Genomic DNA, 14,873 nt, shown 5'->3' with positions numbered 1-14,873 from the left:
AGTCAGGTAAGGCTAACCTAAATCCCCCTTCTCCGGAAGCCCCTCCCCCGGACCGCACCCGCGGGGGCGGTGCGTTCGCGCGGAGGGAAGGGGACAGGGAACGGCCTTCGGCTCGGGGCCGCCACGACTCCGGTGACCTGGGCGCCCGCCCGGGCCCCGGACCCGGATCGTCCGCCGGTGCGGGTGAGCCGCGGCCGGGGTCGCGCACCGGCACCTGGAGATCCCCTGGGCGGAGCACATATTCGACCTCAACTGGGGAGGGTTCGCCAGCCAGGTCACCCGGCACGGTCTGGACGGGTTCCTCGGCGAACACCTCGCCGCCTCGCCCTGAGCGGTTCCGCCCCCGGCCGCGAGCGGCCCCCGTCCCCGGCCGTGAACGGCCCCGGCTCCGCCCTGCGGACGCCCCCGTACCCGACCGTGAGCGGTTCCGGCCCGCGTGCGGAGCCGTCCCGCGCCGGACCGCCGGTGAACGGCGCGGGGGCCGGGCGCCGACCGCATGGTCGGCTCCCCGGCCCCCGCACGGGTCCGGTGCCCTCGTCCGGGCCCTCGCGTCAGCCCTGGGCGTCGGCGGTCTCGGCCTCCTCCTTGGGGGCCTCCCCGCGGACCGAGCGCAGCAGCAGCTGGGAGACGTCCACGACCTCCAGCGTCTCCTTCGCCTCGCCCTGCGACTTCTTCTCGTTGATCGCGTCGCCGAGCATCACCTGGCAGAACGGGCACGCGGTGGAGACGGTGTCGGGGTTGGTGGTCAGCGCCTCGTCCACCCGCTCGGTGTTGATGCGCTTGCCGATCCGCTCCTCCATCCACATGCGGGCGCCGCCGGCCCCGCAGCAGAAGCCCCGCTCCTTGTGGCGGTGCATCTCCTGCGTCTTGACCCCCGGCACCTGCGCCATGATGTCCCGCGGCGGCGTGTACACCTTGTTGTGGCGGCCCAGGAAGCAGGGGTCGTGGTAGGTGATGTTCTCCTCCACGGAGTTGACCGGCGTGAGCCTGCCCTCCTCCACGAGCTTGGCCAGCAGCTGGCTGTGGTGCACGACCTCGTAGGTGCCGCCGAGCTGCGGGTACTCGTTGGCGAGCGTGTTGAAGCAGTGCGGGCAGCTGGCCACGATCTTGGTGACACCGGCCTCGTTCAGCGTCTCCACGTTCTGCTGGGCGAGCATCTGGAAGACGTACTCCATGCCCAGGCGGCGCGCGGGGTCACCGGTGCAGGCCTCCATGCCGCCCAGCACGGCGAACTCGACGCCCGCCATGTCGAGCAGCTCGGCGATGGCCTTGGTGGTCTTCTTGGCGCGGTCCTCCAGGGCACCGGCGCAGCCGACCCAGAACAGGTACTCGGTGCCCTCGGGGAGCTTGTCCTCGACGACCTGGACCTCGACCGGGTTCTCCTCCCGGGAGGCCAGCTCCTCGATCCAGTCCATGCGCCGGTCCTCGGCCATGCCCCACGGGTTGGCCTTGTTCTCCAGGTTCTTGAGGAGCGTGTTGGCCTCGGACGGGAAGTTGGACTCGACCATCACCTGGTAGCGGCGCATGTCGAGGATGTGGTCGATGTGCTCGATGTCCACCGGGCACTGCTCGACGCAGGCGCCGCAGTTGGTGCAGGCCCACAGCTCGTCGGGGTGGATGACGCCGTTCTCCTCCTCGGTGCCGACCAGCGGCCGGTTGAGGAGGGCGAGGACGTCCACGCCCGCGTGGCTCTCGTCGGGCTTCTCGGCGAGGGTCTCCTCGGTGATGCCCTGGAGCAGGTACGGGGCCTTCTCGTAGGTGTGCTGCTGGAGGTCGAGGATGACCTTCTTGGGCGAGAGCGGCTTGCCGGTGTTCCAGGCGGGGCACTGGGACTGGCAGCGCCCGCACTCGGTGCAGGTGGTGAAGTCCAGGAGGCCCTTCCAGGTGAAGTCCTCCAGCTTGCCCGCGCCGAACGGATCCTCGTCGGGGTCGGCCTCCTCGAAGTCGAGGGGCTTGGTGCCGGACTTGTCCATCATCTGCTTGGCCGCGCCCAGGGACGGAGACCCGTCGGCGTTGCGCTTGAAGTAGATGTTGACCGGCGCGAGGAAGCGGTGCCAGCCGATGCCCATGGTGAGCACGCGGGCGATGACCACGAAGAACAGGTAGCTGATGATCAGCTTGAACGCGGCGACCAGCGCGATGGCGGGCTCGGCGATCGCGGGGTCGCCGGGCAGGATCGCGCCGAGGCCGGTGGAGATGGGCGTCGCCCAGGCCGGGAACGGGAAGTCGCCCATGGCCGACTTGAGACCGCGGATCACGAAGATCGAGATCAGCAGGCCCCACAGGTAGGCCTCGACGTAGTACGCGGTCCAGTGCCGGGAGTTGGTGAACCGGGACTCGCGGCCCAGGCGCTTGGGCCCGTTGAGCAGGCGGTAGACCGTCAGGCCGACGATGCCCACGAGGCTGGCGGCGGCGATGAACTCGATGGCCAGGCCGTAGAGGGCCCAGTCGTAGATGATCGGCAGCTTGAAGTGCGGGTCGAAGACCTCGCCCTGGGCCTCCACGACGGTGAAGACCAGCAGCGGGAACGAGACCATGACGAACCAGTGGGCGACGCCGATCCAGGGCCGCTTGAGCATCCGCCCGTGCCCGAGGATCTCGATGAGCGCCATGGTGAACCGCTGTCCGAACGGCCCCTTGCGCTCCGGCTCCACCGAGCGGCCCACACCCACGGTTCGCACGATCTGGCGGATACCCAGAGCGAACATGGTGAACGCGACCACGGCGAAGACCGAGGTGATGATGCCCAGTGTCAGGTACAGCATCGTCCGTGGCCTCCCATCCTGCTTCGTCGTCCGGTGCGCCACACACCGGGGGTCGAACTATATGTTACTAGCGAGTAATGCCGCGGTCGCCACCGGATGCCCGACCGCTCGTGGGACGGACGCCCCGCCGCCGTCGCCGCGGGCCGCCGGGTCGCGGAACCCGGTCGGCGCGCCCGCGTCGGTGCCGTCCGGCGCTGGCGCCGGTACCGGTGTGACAGGACCGCGCGGGTGTGCCCGAACAGGTCTCGGGCGCACCGCACGTCCTATATGTAGCGGACGACGGACGCGGGACGACTCGACGGGGGTATCGGTGACTTCACCGTCTCTCCCCTATTACCAGGTTGCGGCATCGCCGGGAGTGGAACAACCACGGATCCGCGGCTGTGGACAACCTCCGGGGCCCTCCGGCGGGGGCGCGCTCGGAGCCGTCGCCGGGATCGTTCCCGGGCGCCCTCCCCGGGGCCGCCCCCGAGGACCGTGCCGGAGGGCCGTGCCGGAGAGCCGGGTACGGGGGCCGTGCCGGGGGTCGAGCGCGGGTTCCGCCCTCGCGAGCGGTGCGGCGCGCGGGCACGGCGAAGCCCGGGACGCCCTGGGACCCCCCGTCTTCCAGTCTCGCGAAGGGACACGGCCTCCGGCAACGCCCGCCCTTCGCTTGTGGACGACTCCCCGGAGCGGTGCCCCCGACGGAGCGGGCCGGGCGGGGCCGGTCGGGGGTCAGGCGCAGCCGCCGAGCTCGCAGATGTCGGCGCGCGAGGTGGACACCTTCAGGTCGTCGTACCAGACGTAGCTGTCGTGGGCCGGGGCGAAGCCCTCGGTGGAGCCGCCGAAGAAGGACGAGAGGTAGGCCTTGTCCACCAGGTCGTCGTCGGTCACCAGGCGCAGGCCGGTGACCAGCGCGGCGGGCTCGCCGTTGTAGAAGACCTCGATCTCCCCGTCGGGTTCGGCCCGGCCGTCGGTGACCGTGTTGACGCGGACCCGCTGGGCGATGTGCACCCACTCGCCCCGGGGGAGGTGGACGACGGACCCGTCCGCGACGAGGGGCTCGGAGTCGCCGAACTCGCCCGCCTTGTCCATGTGGTAGTAGTACAGCTCCGCCTTGCCGTCGCGGCGCCAGACCACGCGCGAGCTGTAGCCGTTCTCCCCGGTGCACACGTCCCCGCCCGAGCAGCCCGCGCCCCCGGCCAGCCCGAAGCCCAGCTTCCCGCCGAACGAGGTGGTCCCCCAGCTGAAGTCCTCGCCCAGGCGCGCCCAGAAGGACAGGTAGTACTCGCGCGCCGGGGAGAGCTGGAACGGCGCCAGCCCGCCGGACTCCTGCGCGCCGATCTTCCCCTCGGGGTAGAGCACGCGCAGCGACTGGCCGCCCCCGTGGGCGGGCACGGAGTCGTCGATGACGGCGCGCTCCTCCAGGCCCCTGGCGCTGGAGGCGTACCAGCCGTCCTTCTCCCACTCGTCGAGGGTGTAGGCGGTGCCCGCCGCCGGACGCTCGAAGGTGTTGTGCCGGTACGTGGACGAGAAGGCGTCCCCGACGTCTCCCCCGGACGCGGGGCCGTCCCCGGCGGTCCCGGCGGCGCCCTCCGCGGCCGACCCGGAACCCTCCCCGGCGGTCGCGTCAGCGTCCTCGGCTGGCGCGGCGGCCTCGCCGGAGGGCACGGCGGCCTCCCCCGGCGGCACCGTAACGTCACCGCTGGACGGCGGGGCCTCCGCGGCGGGGGTCCGGACCTCACCGGCGGGTGCGGTGGTGTCCCCGATCAGGCGCGGTTCGTCCTGGGCGGACGCGGGGGCGGCACCCAGCGCGGGCAGCAGCACCGCGGCGGCGAGCGCGGAGGCGAGCAGGGCCTTGGGCGTCACGGGCGTCTCCGTTTCAGGGGTACGGCGGACGCGGCGGGAAGCCGCCGCGGCGGTCGCCGCCCGGCGGCACCGGCGCTTCGGCACCGGCGCGTCGGCGGCAGGGCCATCGTCGGCCGCCGAACGCCGACGCCCGGCGCCGCGACACGGGCGTTTCCCTCCGCTTGACCGGAAGGCGCCCCTCCGGTGACCGCGCCTTCCGGGGCCGCCCGCGACCGCGCCCCCGAAGCCACCCCAGGGGAACCCCGACCCTCCCTGATCTTGCGGGTCAAGGTTCTCCCCGACTTGTCCCGGGGTTCGCCCATATCCCCGATCGGAGTGCCCAGGTCGGGAACATCCCGGTCCGGCCGCCCGTTGTCAGGACGTAGGAACCAACTTGAGTCGGGTCCACTCAAGTGACTTGACAGCCCTCACCCGACGAAGCAAAATTACGTCTGAACGACTCAACTTTGACGGAGGAAGCAACCATGGCACGTGCGGTCGGAATCGACCTCGGTACGACGAACTCGTGTGTCGCGGTCCTGGAGGGCGGCGAGCCCACGGTCATCGCCAACGCCGAGGGCGCCCGTACCACCCCGTCCGTCGTCGCCTTCGCCAAGAACGGTGAGGTGCTCGTCGGCGAGGTCGCCAAGCGCCAGGCGGTCACCAACGTCGACCGCACCATCCGCTCGGTCAAGCGCCACATCGGCACCGACTGGACGGTGAAGATCGACGACAAGACCTTCAACCCCCAGCAGATCAGCGCCTTCGTGCTCCAGAAGCTCAAGCGCGACGCCGAGGCCTACCTGGGCGAGGACGTGACCGACGCGGTCATCACCGTCCCGGCCTACTTCAGCGACTCCCAGCGCCAGGCCACCAAGGAGGCCGGCACCATCGCGGGCCTCAACGTCCTGCGCATCATCAACGAGCCGACCTCGGCCGCGCTGGCCTACCACCTGGAGAAGGAGGACGAGGCCACCATCCTGGTCTACGACCTCGGTGGCGGCACCTTCGACGTCTCCCTCCTGGAGGTCGGCGACGGCGTCGTGGAGGTCAAGGCGACCAACGGCGACAACCACCTGGGCGGCGACGACTGGGACCAGGCCATCGTCGACTGGCTGGTCGAGCGCTTCAAGAACTCCAACGGCGTGGACCTGTCCAAGGACAAGATGGCCCTCCAGCGCCTGCGCGAGGCCGCGGAGAAGACCAAGATCGAGCTGTCCAGCTCCAGCGAGTCGGCGATCAACCTGCCCTACATCACGGCCTCGGCCGAGGGCCCGCTGCACTTGGACGAGAAGCTCTCCCGCGCCGAGTTCCAGCGCCTGACCGCCGACCTGGTCGAGCGGACCAAGACCCCGTTCCAGCAGGTCCTCAAGGACGCCGGGATCAGCCTGGACCAGATCCACCACGTGGTCATGGTCGGCGGCTCCACCCGTATGCCCGCCATCGTGGACCTGGTCAAGGAGATGACCGGCAAGGACCCCAACAAGGGCGTCAACCCGGACGAGGTCGTGGCCATCGGCGCCTCGCTCCAGGCCGGTGTGCTCAAGGGCGAGGTCAAGGACGTCCTGCTGCTGGACGTCACCCCGCTGTCGCTGGGCATCGAGACCAAGGGCGGCGTGTTCACCAAGCTCATCGAGCGCAACACGACCATCCCGACCAAGCGCTCCGAGATCTTCACGACGGCCGACGACAACCAGCCGTCCGTGCAGATCCAGGTGTACCAGGGTGAGCGCGACATCGCCCAGTACAACAAGAAGCTGGGCGTCTTCGACCTGACCGGTCTGCCCCCGGCGCCGCGCGGCGTCCCGCAGATCGAGGTCGCCTTCGACATCGACGCCAACGGCATCGTGAGCGTCACCGCGAAGGACCTGGGCACCGGCAAGGAGCAGTCCGTCACCATCTCCGGCGGCTCCGCGATGTCCAAGGACGACATCGACAAGATGGTCCGCGAGGCCGAGCAGTACGCGGAGGAGGACCGCAAGCGCCGCGAGGAGGCCGAGGTCCGCAACAACGCCGAGTCCCTCGTCTACCAGACCGAGAAGGTCATCAAGGACAACGAGGACAAGGTCCCGGCGGACGTGCGCTCCGAGACCGAGGCCGCCGTCGCCGAGCTGAAGACCGCGCTGGAGGGCTCCGACGTGGAGGCCATCCGCACCGCGAGCGAGAAGGTCGCGCTGGCCAGCCAGAAGATCGGCTCCGCCATCTACAGCCAGGGCCAGCAGGGTGCCGAGGGCGACGCCGCCCAGGGCGCCCAGAGCTCCGCCGACGACGCCGACGTCGTGGACGCCGAGATCGTCGACGAGGACAACAAGGGCACCCAGGGCAACCAGCAGTCCTGATCCCGGTTCGAGTCGAGGAAGGAGGCGTGTCTCAGATGGCACCGTCGGAGAACACCAACGGCACCGGCGACGGTGAGGAGCGCCAGGGGCCGGTGATCCGGGACAACCGCCGGATCGACCCGGAGACCGGGCAGGTCCGCAACCCCGAGGCCGAGGGCGACGCGACCGAGGAGATCCCCGAGGTCGCCGAGGAGGAGGTCGTCGAGGCCGACCTGGAGGACGTCGAGGTCCCCGACACCCCCGAGTCGGTGGTGTCGGAGGCGATCAACGCGGACGAGCGGGTCGTCGAGCTCACCAACGACGTCAAGCGGGTGCAGGCGGAGTACGCCAACTACCGCAAGCGCGTGGACCGCGACCGCGTGGCCGTCCGCGAGATGGCCACCGCCCAGGTCCTCGGCGAACTGCTGCCGATCCTGGACGACGTCGGCCGGGCCCGTGAGCACGACGAGCTCAACGGCGGGTTCAAGGCGGTGGGCGAGGCCCTGGAGGCCGTGGTCACCAAGCTGGGCCTGGAGCGGTACGCGGAGAAGGACGACGAGTTCGACCCCAACATCCACGAGGCGCTCACCCTGGTCCCCGTCCCGGGCATCTCGGTCCAGACCGTGATCGAGGTGTTCCAGCCCGGGTACCGCATCGGTGAGCGGGTCCTGCGCCCGGCCCGCGTGGTCGTCGGCGATCCCGCCGACGGCGGCGAGGAGGCCGCGTCCGGTTCCGCCGCCGAGGGCGACGCCCCCGGCGGGGAGTCCCCGGCCGCGGACGGCGCCGACGGCGGGGAAGACGACAGGTAACGGGTCCGCCCGTTGATCCTCCGGCCGCGGCCCCGCGTGAGCGGCGGCCGCGGCCGGAGCCGGACCCCGGCCCGACACGGTGCGGGGTCACATGGAAGCATCGGACGCAACCGGCACCAGCGGGGGAAGGCACCAGTCGATGAGCACCAAGGACTACCTGGAGAAGGACTACTACAAGGTCCTGGGAGTCTCAAAGACCGCCTCGAAGGACGAGATCAAGCAGTCCTACCGCAAGCTGGCCAGGGAGAACCACCCGGACGCGAACGCCGACGACCCCGGCGCGGCCGACCGCTTCAAGGAGATCTCCGAGGCCTACAACGTCCTGTCGGACGAGAAGCGCCGCAAGGAGTACGACAACGCGCGGTCGCTGTTCGGCGGCTCCTACCGCCCCGGCGGCGGCACCGGTCCCGGCGGGTTCGACATGGGCGACCTGTTCGGCCAGGGCACCGGCGGGACGGGGACCGCGGGCGGCGGCGAGCGGCTGAGCGACCTCTTCGGCGGGCTGTTCGGCGGCCGCGGGCGCGGCGGCACCACCCGCAGCAGACGCGGCGCCGACATCGAGACCGAGACGACACTGACCTTCCGCGAGGCGGCCGAGGGGGCCACGCGCTCCTTCCAGCTGGCCAGCGAGGCGGCCTGTCCCACCTGTAAGGGCACCGGCGCCAAGTCGGGCACCGCCCCGCGGATGTGCCCCAAGTGCTCCGGCACCGGGCACGAGAACACCAACCTGGGCGGCTTCTCGCTGTCCGAGCCGTGCAGCGAGTGCAAGGGCCGCGGCCTGGTCGTGGACGACCCCTGCCCCACGTGCAGCGGCAGCGGGCGCGGCAAGAGCACCCGCACCGTCCAGACCCGCATCCCCGGCGGCGTGACCGACGGGCAGCGGATCAGGATCAAGGGCAAGGGCGCGCCGGGCGAGAACGGCGGCCCGACGGGTGACCTCTACGTCGTCGTCCACGTGAAGGAGCACCCGGTGTTCGGCAGGAGCGGCGACAACGTGACGATCACCGTCCCGGTCACCTTCCCCGAGGCGGCGCTCGGCGCGGACGTGCGCATCCCCACCCTCAACGGCTTCCCGGTGACCGTGAAGGTCCCGCCGGGCACGCAGAACGGGCACAAGCTGCGGGTGCGCGGCAAGGGCGCGAACCGCAAGGACGGCACCACCGGCGACATGCTCGTCACGATCGAGGTGGCGGTACCGAGGACTCTCAACGGGGACGCACGCGAGGCTCTGGAGAAGTTCCGCGCCGCGACCTCCGACTACGACCCGCGCGACGGACTCGAAACGCGGGCGAAGGGTGCGTGAACGACGTGAACGACTCCTTCGGCGCTGACGCTCCGGTCTACGTGATCTCGGTCGCCGCGGAGCTCGCGGGGATGCACCCGCAGACCCTGCGCCAGTACGACCGACTGGGGATCGTCTCGCCGGGCCGCGCGTCCGGCCGCGGGCGCCGCTACTCCATGCGCGACGTGCAGACGCTGCGCCAGGTGCAGCGGCTTTCCCAGGAGGAGGGCATCAACCTCGCCGGGATCAAGCGGATCCTGGAACTGGAACACGAGGTCGAGCAGCTGCGGGAGCAGGTGTTCCACCTGGCCAACGAGCTGGAGGCGGCCCGCCGGGCGGTGGCCCGCCGGGGCCGCCCGGCCGACGGCGGCACGGGGGTGCGCGGCGAACTGGTGCGCCGCACCCGCGTGACGATCTTCAATACCGCCGAGCCCAGGAACGACGACGAGGAGCGGGGCAGGGGCCGCGGCGCCCCGGGCCGCACCGACGACGAGCAGGACTGACGGAACTCCGCCACGGCGACACGGGGGCGCGGTCGGCCGTCGGACACCACCCCCCGTGACACGACTTGCGAAAGGAGTCACCGCGCATGAACTACAAGCTCACCAAGAAGAGCCAGGAGGCCCTGTCGGTGGCGATCCGCCGGGCCACCACGGACGGCAGTCCGCAGACGGAGCCCGTGCACCTGCTGGCGGCCCTGCTGGACCAGGCGGAGGGCATCACCCGCCCGCTGCTCAAGGAGGTCGGGGCCAACCCGGACGCGCTCCGGGACAAGGTCGAGGCGGCCGTCGGCGCGCTGCCCAAGGCGGCCGGTTCCACGGTCAGCTCGCCCAGCTCCTCGCGCCAGCTGATCGTCTCCATCAACACCGCGGCCCAGCGCGCGCAGCAGATGGAGGACGAGTACGTCTCCACCGAGCACCTGCTGGTGGGGCTGGCCGCGGACGGCGGCGAGGCGTCGAAGCTGCTCACCGAGGCCGGCGCCACCCCCGACGCGCTCCTGGAGGGGTTCGAGCGGGTGCGCGGCTCGGGGAAGGTGACCTCGGAGAACCCGGAGGACACCTACCAGGCCCTGGAGAAGTACGGGGTGGACCTGACCGAGCGGGCCCGCGAGGGCAAGGTGGACCCGGTGATCGGCCGCGACGGCGAGATCCGGCGGGTCATCCAGGTGCTCAGCCGCCGCACCAAGAACAACCCCGTGCTCATCGGTGAGCCGGGCGTGGGCAAGACCGCGGTCGTGGAGGGCCTGGCCCAGCGGATCGTGGCCGGTGACGTGCCGCAGTCCCTGGTGGGCAAGCGGCTGGTGAGCCTGGACCTGTCCGCGATGGTGGCGGGCGCCAAGTACCGGGGCGAGTTCGAGGAGCGGCTCAAGGCGGTGCTCTCGGAGATCAAGGAGTCCGAGGGCCAGGTCATCACGTTCATCGACGAGCTGCACACCATGGTGGGCGCCGGCGCCGCCGAGGGCGCCATGGACGCGGGCAACATGCTCAAGCCCATGCTGGCGCGCGGCGAGCTGCGCATGGTGGGCGCGACCACCCTGGACGAGTACCGGGAGAAGATCGAGAAGGACCCCGCCCTGGAGCGGCGCTTCCAGCAGGTCATGGTGGGCGAGCCCTCGGCCGCGGACACGATCGCGATCCTGCGCGGGCTCAAGGGCCGCTACGAGGCGCACCACAAGGTGCAGATCGCCGACTCGGCCCTGGTGGCCGCCGCGACCCTGTCCGACCGCTACATCACCGCGCGGTTCCTGCCGGACAAGGCGATCGACCTCATCGACGAGGCGGCGTCCAGGCTGCGCATGGAGATCGACTCCAGCCCGGTGGAGATCGACGAGCTCCAGCGCACCGTCGACCGCCTGAAGATGGAGGAGATGGCGCTCGACAAGGAGTCGGACCCGGCCAGCCGCCAGCGGCTGGAGCGGCTGCGCGCGGACCTGGCCGACCGGCAGGAGCAGCTCAACGGGCTCGTGGCCCGCTGGGAGCAGGAGAAGGCCGGTCTCAACCGGGTCGGTGAGCTCAAGGGGCAGCTCGACGACCTGCGCACGCGGGCCGAGCTGGCCCAGCGCGAGGGCGACTTCGGCGAGGCCTCCCGTCTGATGTACGGGGACATCCCGCAGTTGGAGAAGCAGGTCGAGGAGGCCAGCCGGGACGAGGAGAGGGCGGCCAGCCGGGGTGACGCCACCATGGTCAAGGAGGAGGTGGGCGCCGACGAGGTCGCCGACGTGGTGTCGGCGTGGACCGGCATCCCCGTGGGGCGTCTGATGGAGGGCGAGACCTCCAAGCTGCTGCGCATGGAGGACGAGCTGGGCAGGCGCCTCATCGGGCAGAGGGACGCCGTGGCCGCGGTGTCGGACGCGGTGCGGCGGGCGCGGGCGGGCATCTCCGACCCGGACCGGCCGACGGGGTCGTTCCTGTTCCTGGGCCCCACGGGCGTGGGCAAGACCGAGCTGGCCAAGGCGCTGGCGGAGTTCCTCTTCGACGACGAGCGCGCGATCGTGCGGATCGACATGAGCGAGTACTCCGAGAAGCACTCGGTGTCGCGGCTGGTGGGCGCTCCCCCCGGTTACGTGGGGTACGAGGAGGGCGGCCAGCTGACCGAGGCCGTGCGCCGCCGCCCGTACACGGTGGTGCTGCTGGACGAGGTGGAGAAGGCGCACCTGGAGGTGTTCGACACCCTGCTCCAGGTGCTGGACGACGGCCGCCTGACCGACGGCCAGGGCCGTCAGGTGGACTTCCGCAACACCATCCTGATCCTCACCTCCAACCTGGGGTCGCAGTTCCTGGTGGACCAGTCACTGGAGGAGTCGGTGCGCCGCGACCGCGTGCTCGACGTGGTGCGCGCGACGTTCAAGCCGGAGTTCCTCAACCGGCTGGACGACGTGATCATGTTCGACGCGCTGTCCACCGAGGACCTGACGCGGATCGTGGACCTTCAGGTCGACAAGCTGGCCCGGCGGCTGGCGGACCGGCGGCTGGGGCTGGAGGTGACGGCGGGCGCCCGCGAGTGGCTGGCGCTGACCGGCTACGACCCCAACTACGGCGCGCGTCCGCTGCGCCGGCTGGTGCAGTCCTCGATCGGCGACCCGCTGGCGCGCGAGCTGCTGTCGGGCGACCTGGCCGAGGGCGCCACCGTGGAGGTGGACGTGGACGAGGGCGCGGACAGGCTCCGGGTGACCTCGCGCGGCGCCGAGGAGGCGCCGGTGGCCTGAGCCGGGCGCCGGGTCGTACACGGAGAAGCAGCGCGAAGGGCCGTCCCTCCCAGGAGGGGCGGCCCTTCGCCGTGTCCGCGGCCGGCCGGTTGGCTCTCAGACCGGAATGACCCGTACGACGCTGTCGAGGCCGACGAAGTCGTCGGCGTTGCGGGTGTACAGGGGCAGTCCGTGCAGCGAAGCCACGGCGGCGATCATCAGGTCCAGACGGCGCGGCTTCGGATCGCGGTTCGCCGCGAGAGTGAGGGCGACCAGCGTTCCGTAGCGGGCCGCGGCCTCGCCATCGAACGGCAGGGGAGAGAAGTCCACCACCGCGGCCTGGAGCTTCTCCGTGCGTTGGGCCCGGGCCACCGGATCCTTCGCCATAGCCACGCCTTGGTTGAGCTCAGCCATCGTGATGGAGGTGATGTCGGGAAACCTGGGAAGTCCGACCGGATCGATCTCACCGAGGTCGATGAAGACGCACGTGTCGAGGACGCCTCGGTCAGGCCGATCAGCCACGTTCGTCGTCCCCGATCCGATCCTCTCCGCCGAAGAACTCGTCGGCTTCCTCGCGCATCTGCGTGTAGTCCACCCGGGGGAGTCTGCGGTGACGCTCCACGAGCTCCTCCGCGCTGAGGCGCCGATGGCGTACGACAGGACTGACCCGCGCCACCTCGACCCCGTTGCGGGTCACGTGGAAGCTCTCGCCCGCCTCCACCTGGTCCATGACGGAGGCCGCGTTGTTACGGAACTCGCGCTGGGTGATGGTCTTCATGCTCCCAGTGTAGCTCGGCGTGTCTCACTGTGCTACATCACAATCCGAGGCCGACCCGAACACGGAAGCGAAGGGCCGCCTCCAGGGAGGCGGCCCTTCGCCGTGTCCGCGGCCGGATCAGGCCCCGGCGAGCAGGCGGGCCTCCACCTCCGGGTCCAGGCCGACGCGGGGTCGGTCCGGGCGCTGGGGCGCGCCGCCCTCCAGGCCCCTCAGCCAGGTCCAGGTGTCGGCGACGGTCTCGGTCACCGGGCGGCAGCGCAGCCCCGTCGCGAGCGCCCTGGACACGTCCCCCCGGTGCAGGGTGTCGTACAGCTCGCCGGGCGGCACCCACACGGGCAGTTCGGTCCACGGCTGGACGCCCGCGTCGAGGATGACCCGGGGGTCGGTCCAGCGCAGTTCGGCGTCCGACCCCGTGACCGCCGCGCACGCCTCAAGGAGCTGCCCGGTGGTGGTGTGCCCCGGCGGGCTCACCAGGTTGTGGGGGCCGCCCAGTCCGGCCTCGGCGGCGTCGAGGGTCCAGGCGGCCAGGTCGCGCGCGTCCACGTACTGAAGGGGCAGGTCGCGCGGTCCGGGCGCCAGGACGGGGCCGCCCCGGGCGATCCGCTCCAGCCACCAGGGCAGGCGGCCGATGTTCTCGTACGGCCCGAGGATCAGGCCCGCGCGCACGGACAGGGCCCGCTCCGCGAAGGCCGCCTCCGCCGCCAGCTCGCCGCCCCGCTTGTCCCGCGCGTAGTCGGTGCTCGCGGCCTCGGGCGAGGCGTCCACGACCGGCCCGTCCTCGTCCAGCCCGGGCGGGGCGGGGGACGCGTAGACGGAGCGGCTGGAGACGTAGGAGTAGTGCCCGGCCCGGTCGGCGAGCAGTTTCGCGGCGGCGGCCACCGCGGACGGGGCTCCCGACCAGGTGTCGACGACGGCGTCCCAGCGCCCTTCGGTCAGCGCGCCGAGCCCGCCCGCCTCGGTGCGGTCGCCGTGCAGGGCGGTGGCACCGGGGGGCGCGGGGTGCCTGCCGCGGTGGAAGACGGTGACGTCCCAGTCCCTGGCGAGCGCGTCCTCCACGACCGCCCGCCCCACGAACTCGGTACCGCCCAGAACCAGAAGTCTCATGTCCGGGAGTCTGCCGGTCGGCGGCCCGACCCGCCAGGGCCGCCTGCTCAGAGCAGAACCGCGTGCGGGCCCGGCGAGCGGGAGTTCCGATCCTCTTCTGTGCCGGGAAATCTTCGAGGCAATACCAAAGGAAAGAGAGGTTCGATATCATCGAACACCAGGAAAGGATATCTTGAGAGGATGAAGCCGATGTCCAGAACCGTCATTGACCTCGATGAGGACGCGTTGGCCGTCGCAGCGGAGGAGCTCGGAACCACGACGAAGGTCGAGACCGTGAACCGGGCCCTTCGCGAGGTGGCCGCACGCAGGCGCTCCCACCAGTTCCTGGACCTCATCGGGGAGATGGAGCTGGACCTGGACGAGCAGACCATGGGAGAGGCCTGGCGTTGAACCTCTACCTCGTGGACAAGTCCGCCTACGAGATGGTCAAGCGCTGTCAGGAGGCGCGCGAGGCGCTCCACTCCCTCGTGGCCGCCAACGGTGCGATCGCCATGTGCGAGATGATCGCGCTGGAACTGCTGTACTCGGCCCGCAACACGAGGGACTACGAACGCCTGCGGGAGAGCTACGAGCGGCTTCCCTGGTTGGAGACCGACAACCGGGCGATGCGCCGAGCCATCGAGGTCCAGCACGAGCTGGCTCGCAAGGGCCAGCACCGCCGTGCGCTGCCGGACCTCGTCATAGCCGCGACCGCCGAGCTGCACGGCGCGACGGTGGTCCACTACGACAAGGACTACGACCTGATCGCCGACATCACCGGCCAACCGACGATGTGGGTCGTTCCGGCGGGAACCCTCTGAGCCCCC

The 14,873-nt window shown here is 71.1% G+C and carries 12 protein-coding genes; 7 read left to right on the top strand and 5 right to left on the bottom strand.

Annotated elements, in window-relative coordinates:
• Positions 1 to 551: 551 nt before the first annotated feature.
• Together ACSTA4_RS01490 and ACSTA4_RS01485 are read right to left on the bottom strand one after the other, a co-directional pair.
• Entirely contained in the window at positions 552 to 2,765 is a 2,214-nt protein-coding gene (locus ACSTA4_RS01490) for a (Fe-S)-binding protein (RefSeq protein ID WP_444962174.1), read from the bottom strand.
• Positions 2,766 to 3,479: 714 nt separating this feature from the next.
• A complete protein-coding gene (locus tag ACSTA4_RS01485) occupies positions 3,480 to 4,613 on the bottom strand; it encodes a polysaccharide lyase (RefSeq protein ID WP_444962173.1) in 1,134 nt (377 codons plus the stop codon).
• A gap of 464 nt (positions 4,614 to 5,077) precedes the next feature.
• Here ACSTA4_RS01485 and dnaK point away from each other — a divergent pair, with 464 nt between their 5' ends.
• From dnaK to clpB, 5 genes are all read left to right on the top strand, one after another.
• A complete protein-coding gene (gene dnaK, locus ACSTA4_RS01480) occupies positions 5,078 to 6,931 on the top strand; it encodes a molecular chaperone DnaK (RefSeq protein ID WP_248773134.1) in 1,854 nt (617 codons plus the stop codon).
• Between the two features lie 35 nt (positions 6,932 to 6,966).
• Positions 6,967 to 7,719, top strand: a complete 753-nt coding sequence (gene grpE / locus ACSTA4_RS01475) for a nucleotide exchange factor GrpE (protein WP_444962172.1) — start codon at positions 6,967 to 6,969, stop codon at positions 7,717 to 7,719.
• A 139-nt stretch (positions 7,720 to 7,858) separates the two neighbouring features.
• Positions 7,859 to 9,022, top strand: coding sequence for a molecular chaperone DnaJ (gene dnaJ, locus ACSTA4_RS01470; protein ID WP_248773133.1), 1,164 nt, complete (start codon positions 7,859 to 7,861; stop codon positions 9,020 to 9,022).
• Complete coding sequence (locus tag ACSTA4_RS01465) at positions 9,019 to 9,504, top strand: heat shock protein transcriptional repressor HspR (protein WP_248773132.1); 486 nt, start codon at positions 9,019 to 9,021, stop codon at positions 9,502 to 9,504. Before dnaJ ends, ACSTA4_RS01465 begins: the two co-directional genes overlap by 4 nt.
• Before the next feature lie 86 nt (positions 9,505 to 9,590).
• Positions 9,591 to 12,206, top strand: coding sequence for an ATP-dependent chaperone ClpB (clpB, locus tag ACSTA4_RS01460; protein ID WP_444962171.1), 2,616 nt, complete (start codon positions 9,591 to 9,593; stop codon positions 12,204 to 12,206).
• Between the two features lie 96 nt (positions 12,207 to 12,302).
• Here the strand turns inward: clpB and ACSTA4_RS01455 are convergent, their stop codons facing one another.
• The 3 genes from ACSTA4_RS01455 to ACSTA4_RS01445 form a co-directional block, all read right to left on the bottom strand.
• On the bottom strand, positions 12,303 to 12,707 hold the full coding sequence (locus ACSTA4_RS01455; RefSeq protein WP_248773130.1) for a type II toxin-antitoxin system VapC family toxin: 405 nt from the start codon (positions 12,705 to 12,707) through the stop codon (positions 12,303 to 12,305).
• Complete coding sequence (locus tag ACSTA4_RS01450) at positions 12,700 to 12,963, bottom strand: type II toxin-antitoxin system Phd/YefM family antitoxin (protein ID WP_248773129.1); 264 nt, start codon at positions 12,961 to 12,963, stop codon at positions 12,700 to 12,702. Before ACSTA4_RS01450 ends, ACSTA4_RS01455 begins: the two co-directional genes overlap by 8 nt.
• 117 nt (positions 12,964 to 13,080) lie before the next feature.
• On the bottom strand, positions 13,081 to 14,067 hold the full coding sequence (locus ACSTA4_RS01445; RefSeq protein WP_444962170.1) for an NAD-dependent epimerase/dehydratase family protein: 987 nt from the start codon (positions 14,065 to 14,067) through the stop codon (positions 13,081 to 13,083).
• A gap of 189 nt (positions 14,068 to 14,256) precedes the next feature.
• Here ACSTA4_RS01445 and ACSTA4_RS01440 point away from each other — a divergent pair, with 189 nt between their 5' ends.
• Both ACSTA4_RS01440 and ACSTA4_RS01435 read left to right on the top strand, forming a co-directional pair.
• Entirely contained in the window at positions 14,257 to 14,457 is a 201-nt protein-coding gene (locus ACSTA4_RS01440) for a type II toxin-antitoxin system VapB family antitoxin (protein WP_094800445.1), read from the top strand.
• Positions 14,454 to 14,867 (top strand): PIN domain nuclease, encoded by a 414-nt coding sequence (locus ACSTA4_RS01435; RefSeq protein ID WP_444962169.1) that lies wholly within the window; start codon positions 14,454 to 14,456, stop codon positions 14,865 to 14,867. The genes ACSTA4_RS01440 and ACSTA4_RS01435 overlap by 4 nt, the downstream gene beginning before the upstream one ends.
• Positions 14,868 to 14,873: the final 6 nt, after the last annotated feature.

This window comes from Nocardiopsis sp. M1B1 (genome assembly GCF_052466615.1).
This window is presented reverse-complemented; position numbering and strand designations above follow the sequence as displayed.

Excerpts from the sequence above, each read along its gene's own strand:
- ACSTA4_RS01490 (WP_444962174.1), bottom strand. The coding sequence starts at position 2,765 with ATGCTGTACCTGACACTGGGCATCATCACCTCGGTCTTCGCCGTGGTC.
- ACSTA4_RS01450 (WP_248773129.1), bottom strand. The coding sequence starts at position 12,963 with ATGAAGACCATCACCCAGCGCGAGTTCCGTAACAACGCGGCCTCCGTC.
- dnaK (WP_248773134.1), top strand. The coding sequence starts at position 5,078 with ATGGCACGTGCGGTCGGAATCGACCTCGGTACGACGAACTCGTGTGTC.
- clpB (WP_444962171.1), top strand. The coding sequence starts at position 9,591 with ATGAACTACAAGCTCACCAAGAAGAGCCAGGAGGCCCTGTCGGTGGCG.
- ACSTA4_RS01445 (WP_444962170.1), bottom strand. The coding sequence starts at position 14,067 with ATGAGACTTCTGGTTCTGGGCGGTACCGAGTTCGTGGGGCGGGCGGTC.
- dnaJ (WP_248773133.1), top strand. The coding sequence starts at position 7,859 with ATGAGCACCAAGGACTACCTGGAGAAGGACTACTACAAGGTCCTGGGA.
- ACSTA4_RS01440 (WP_094800445.1), top strand. The coding sequence starts at position 14,257 with ATGTCCAGAACCGTCATTGACCTCGATGAGGACGCGTTGGCCGTCGCA.
- grpE (WP_444962172.1), top strand. The coding sequence starts at position 6,967 with ATGGCACCGTCGGAGAACACCAACGGCACCGGCGACGGTGAGGAGCGC.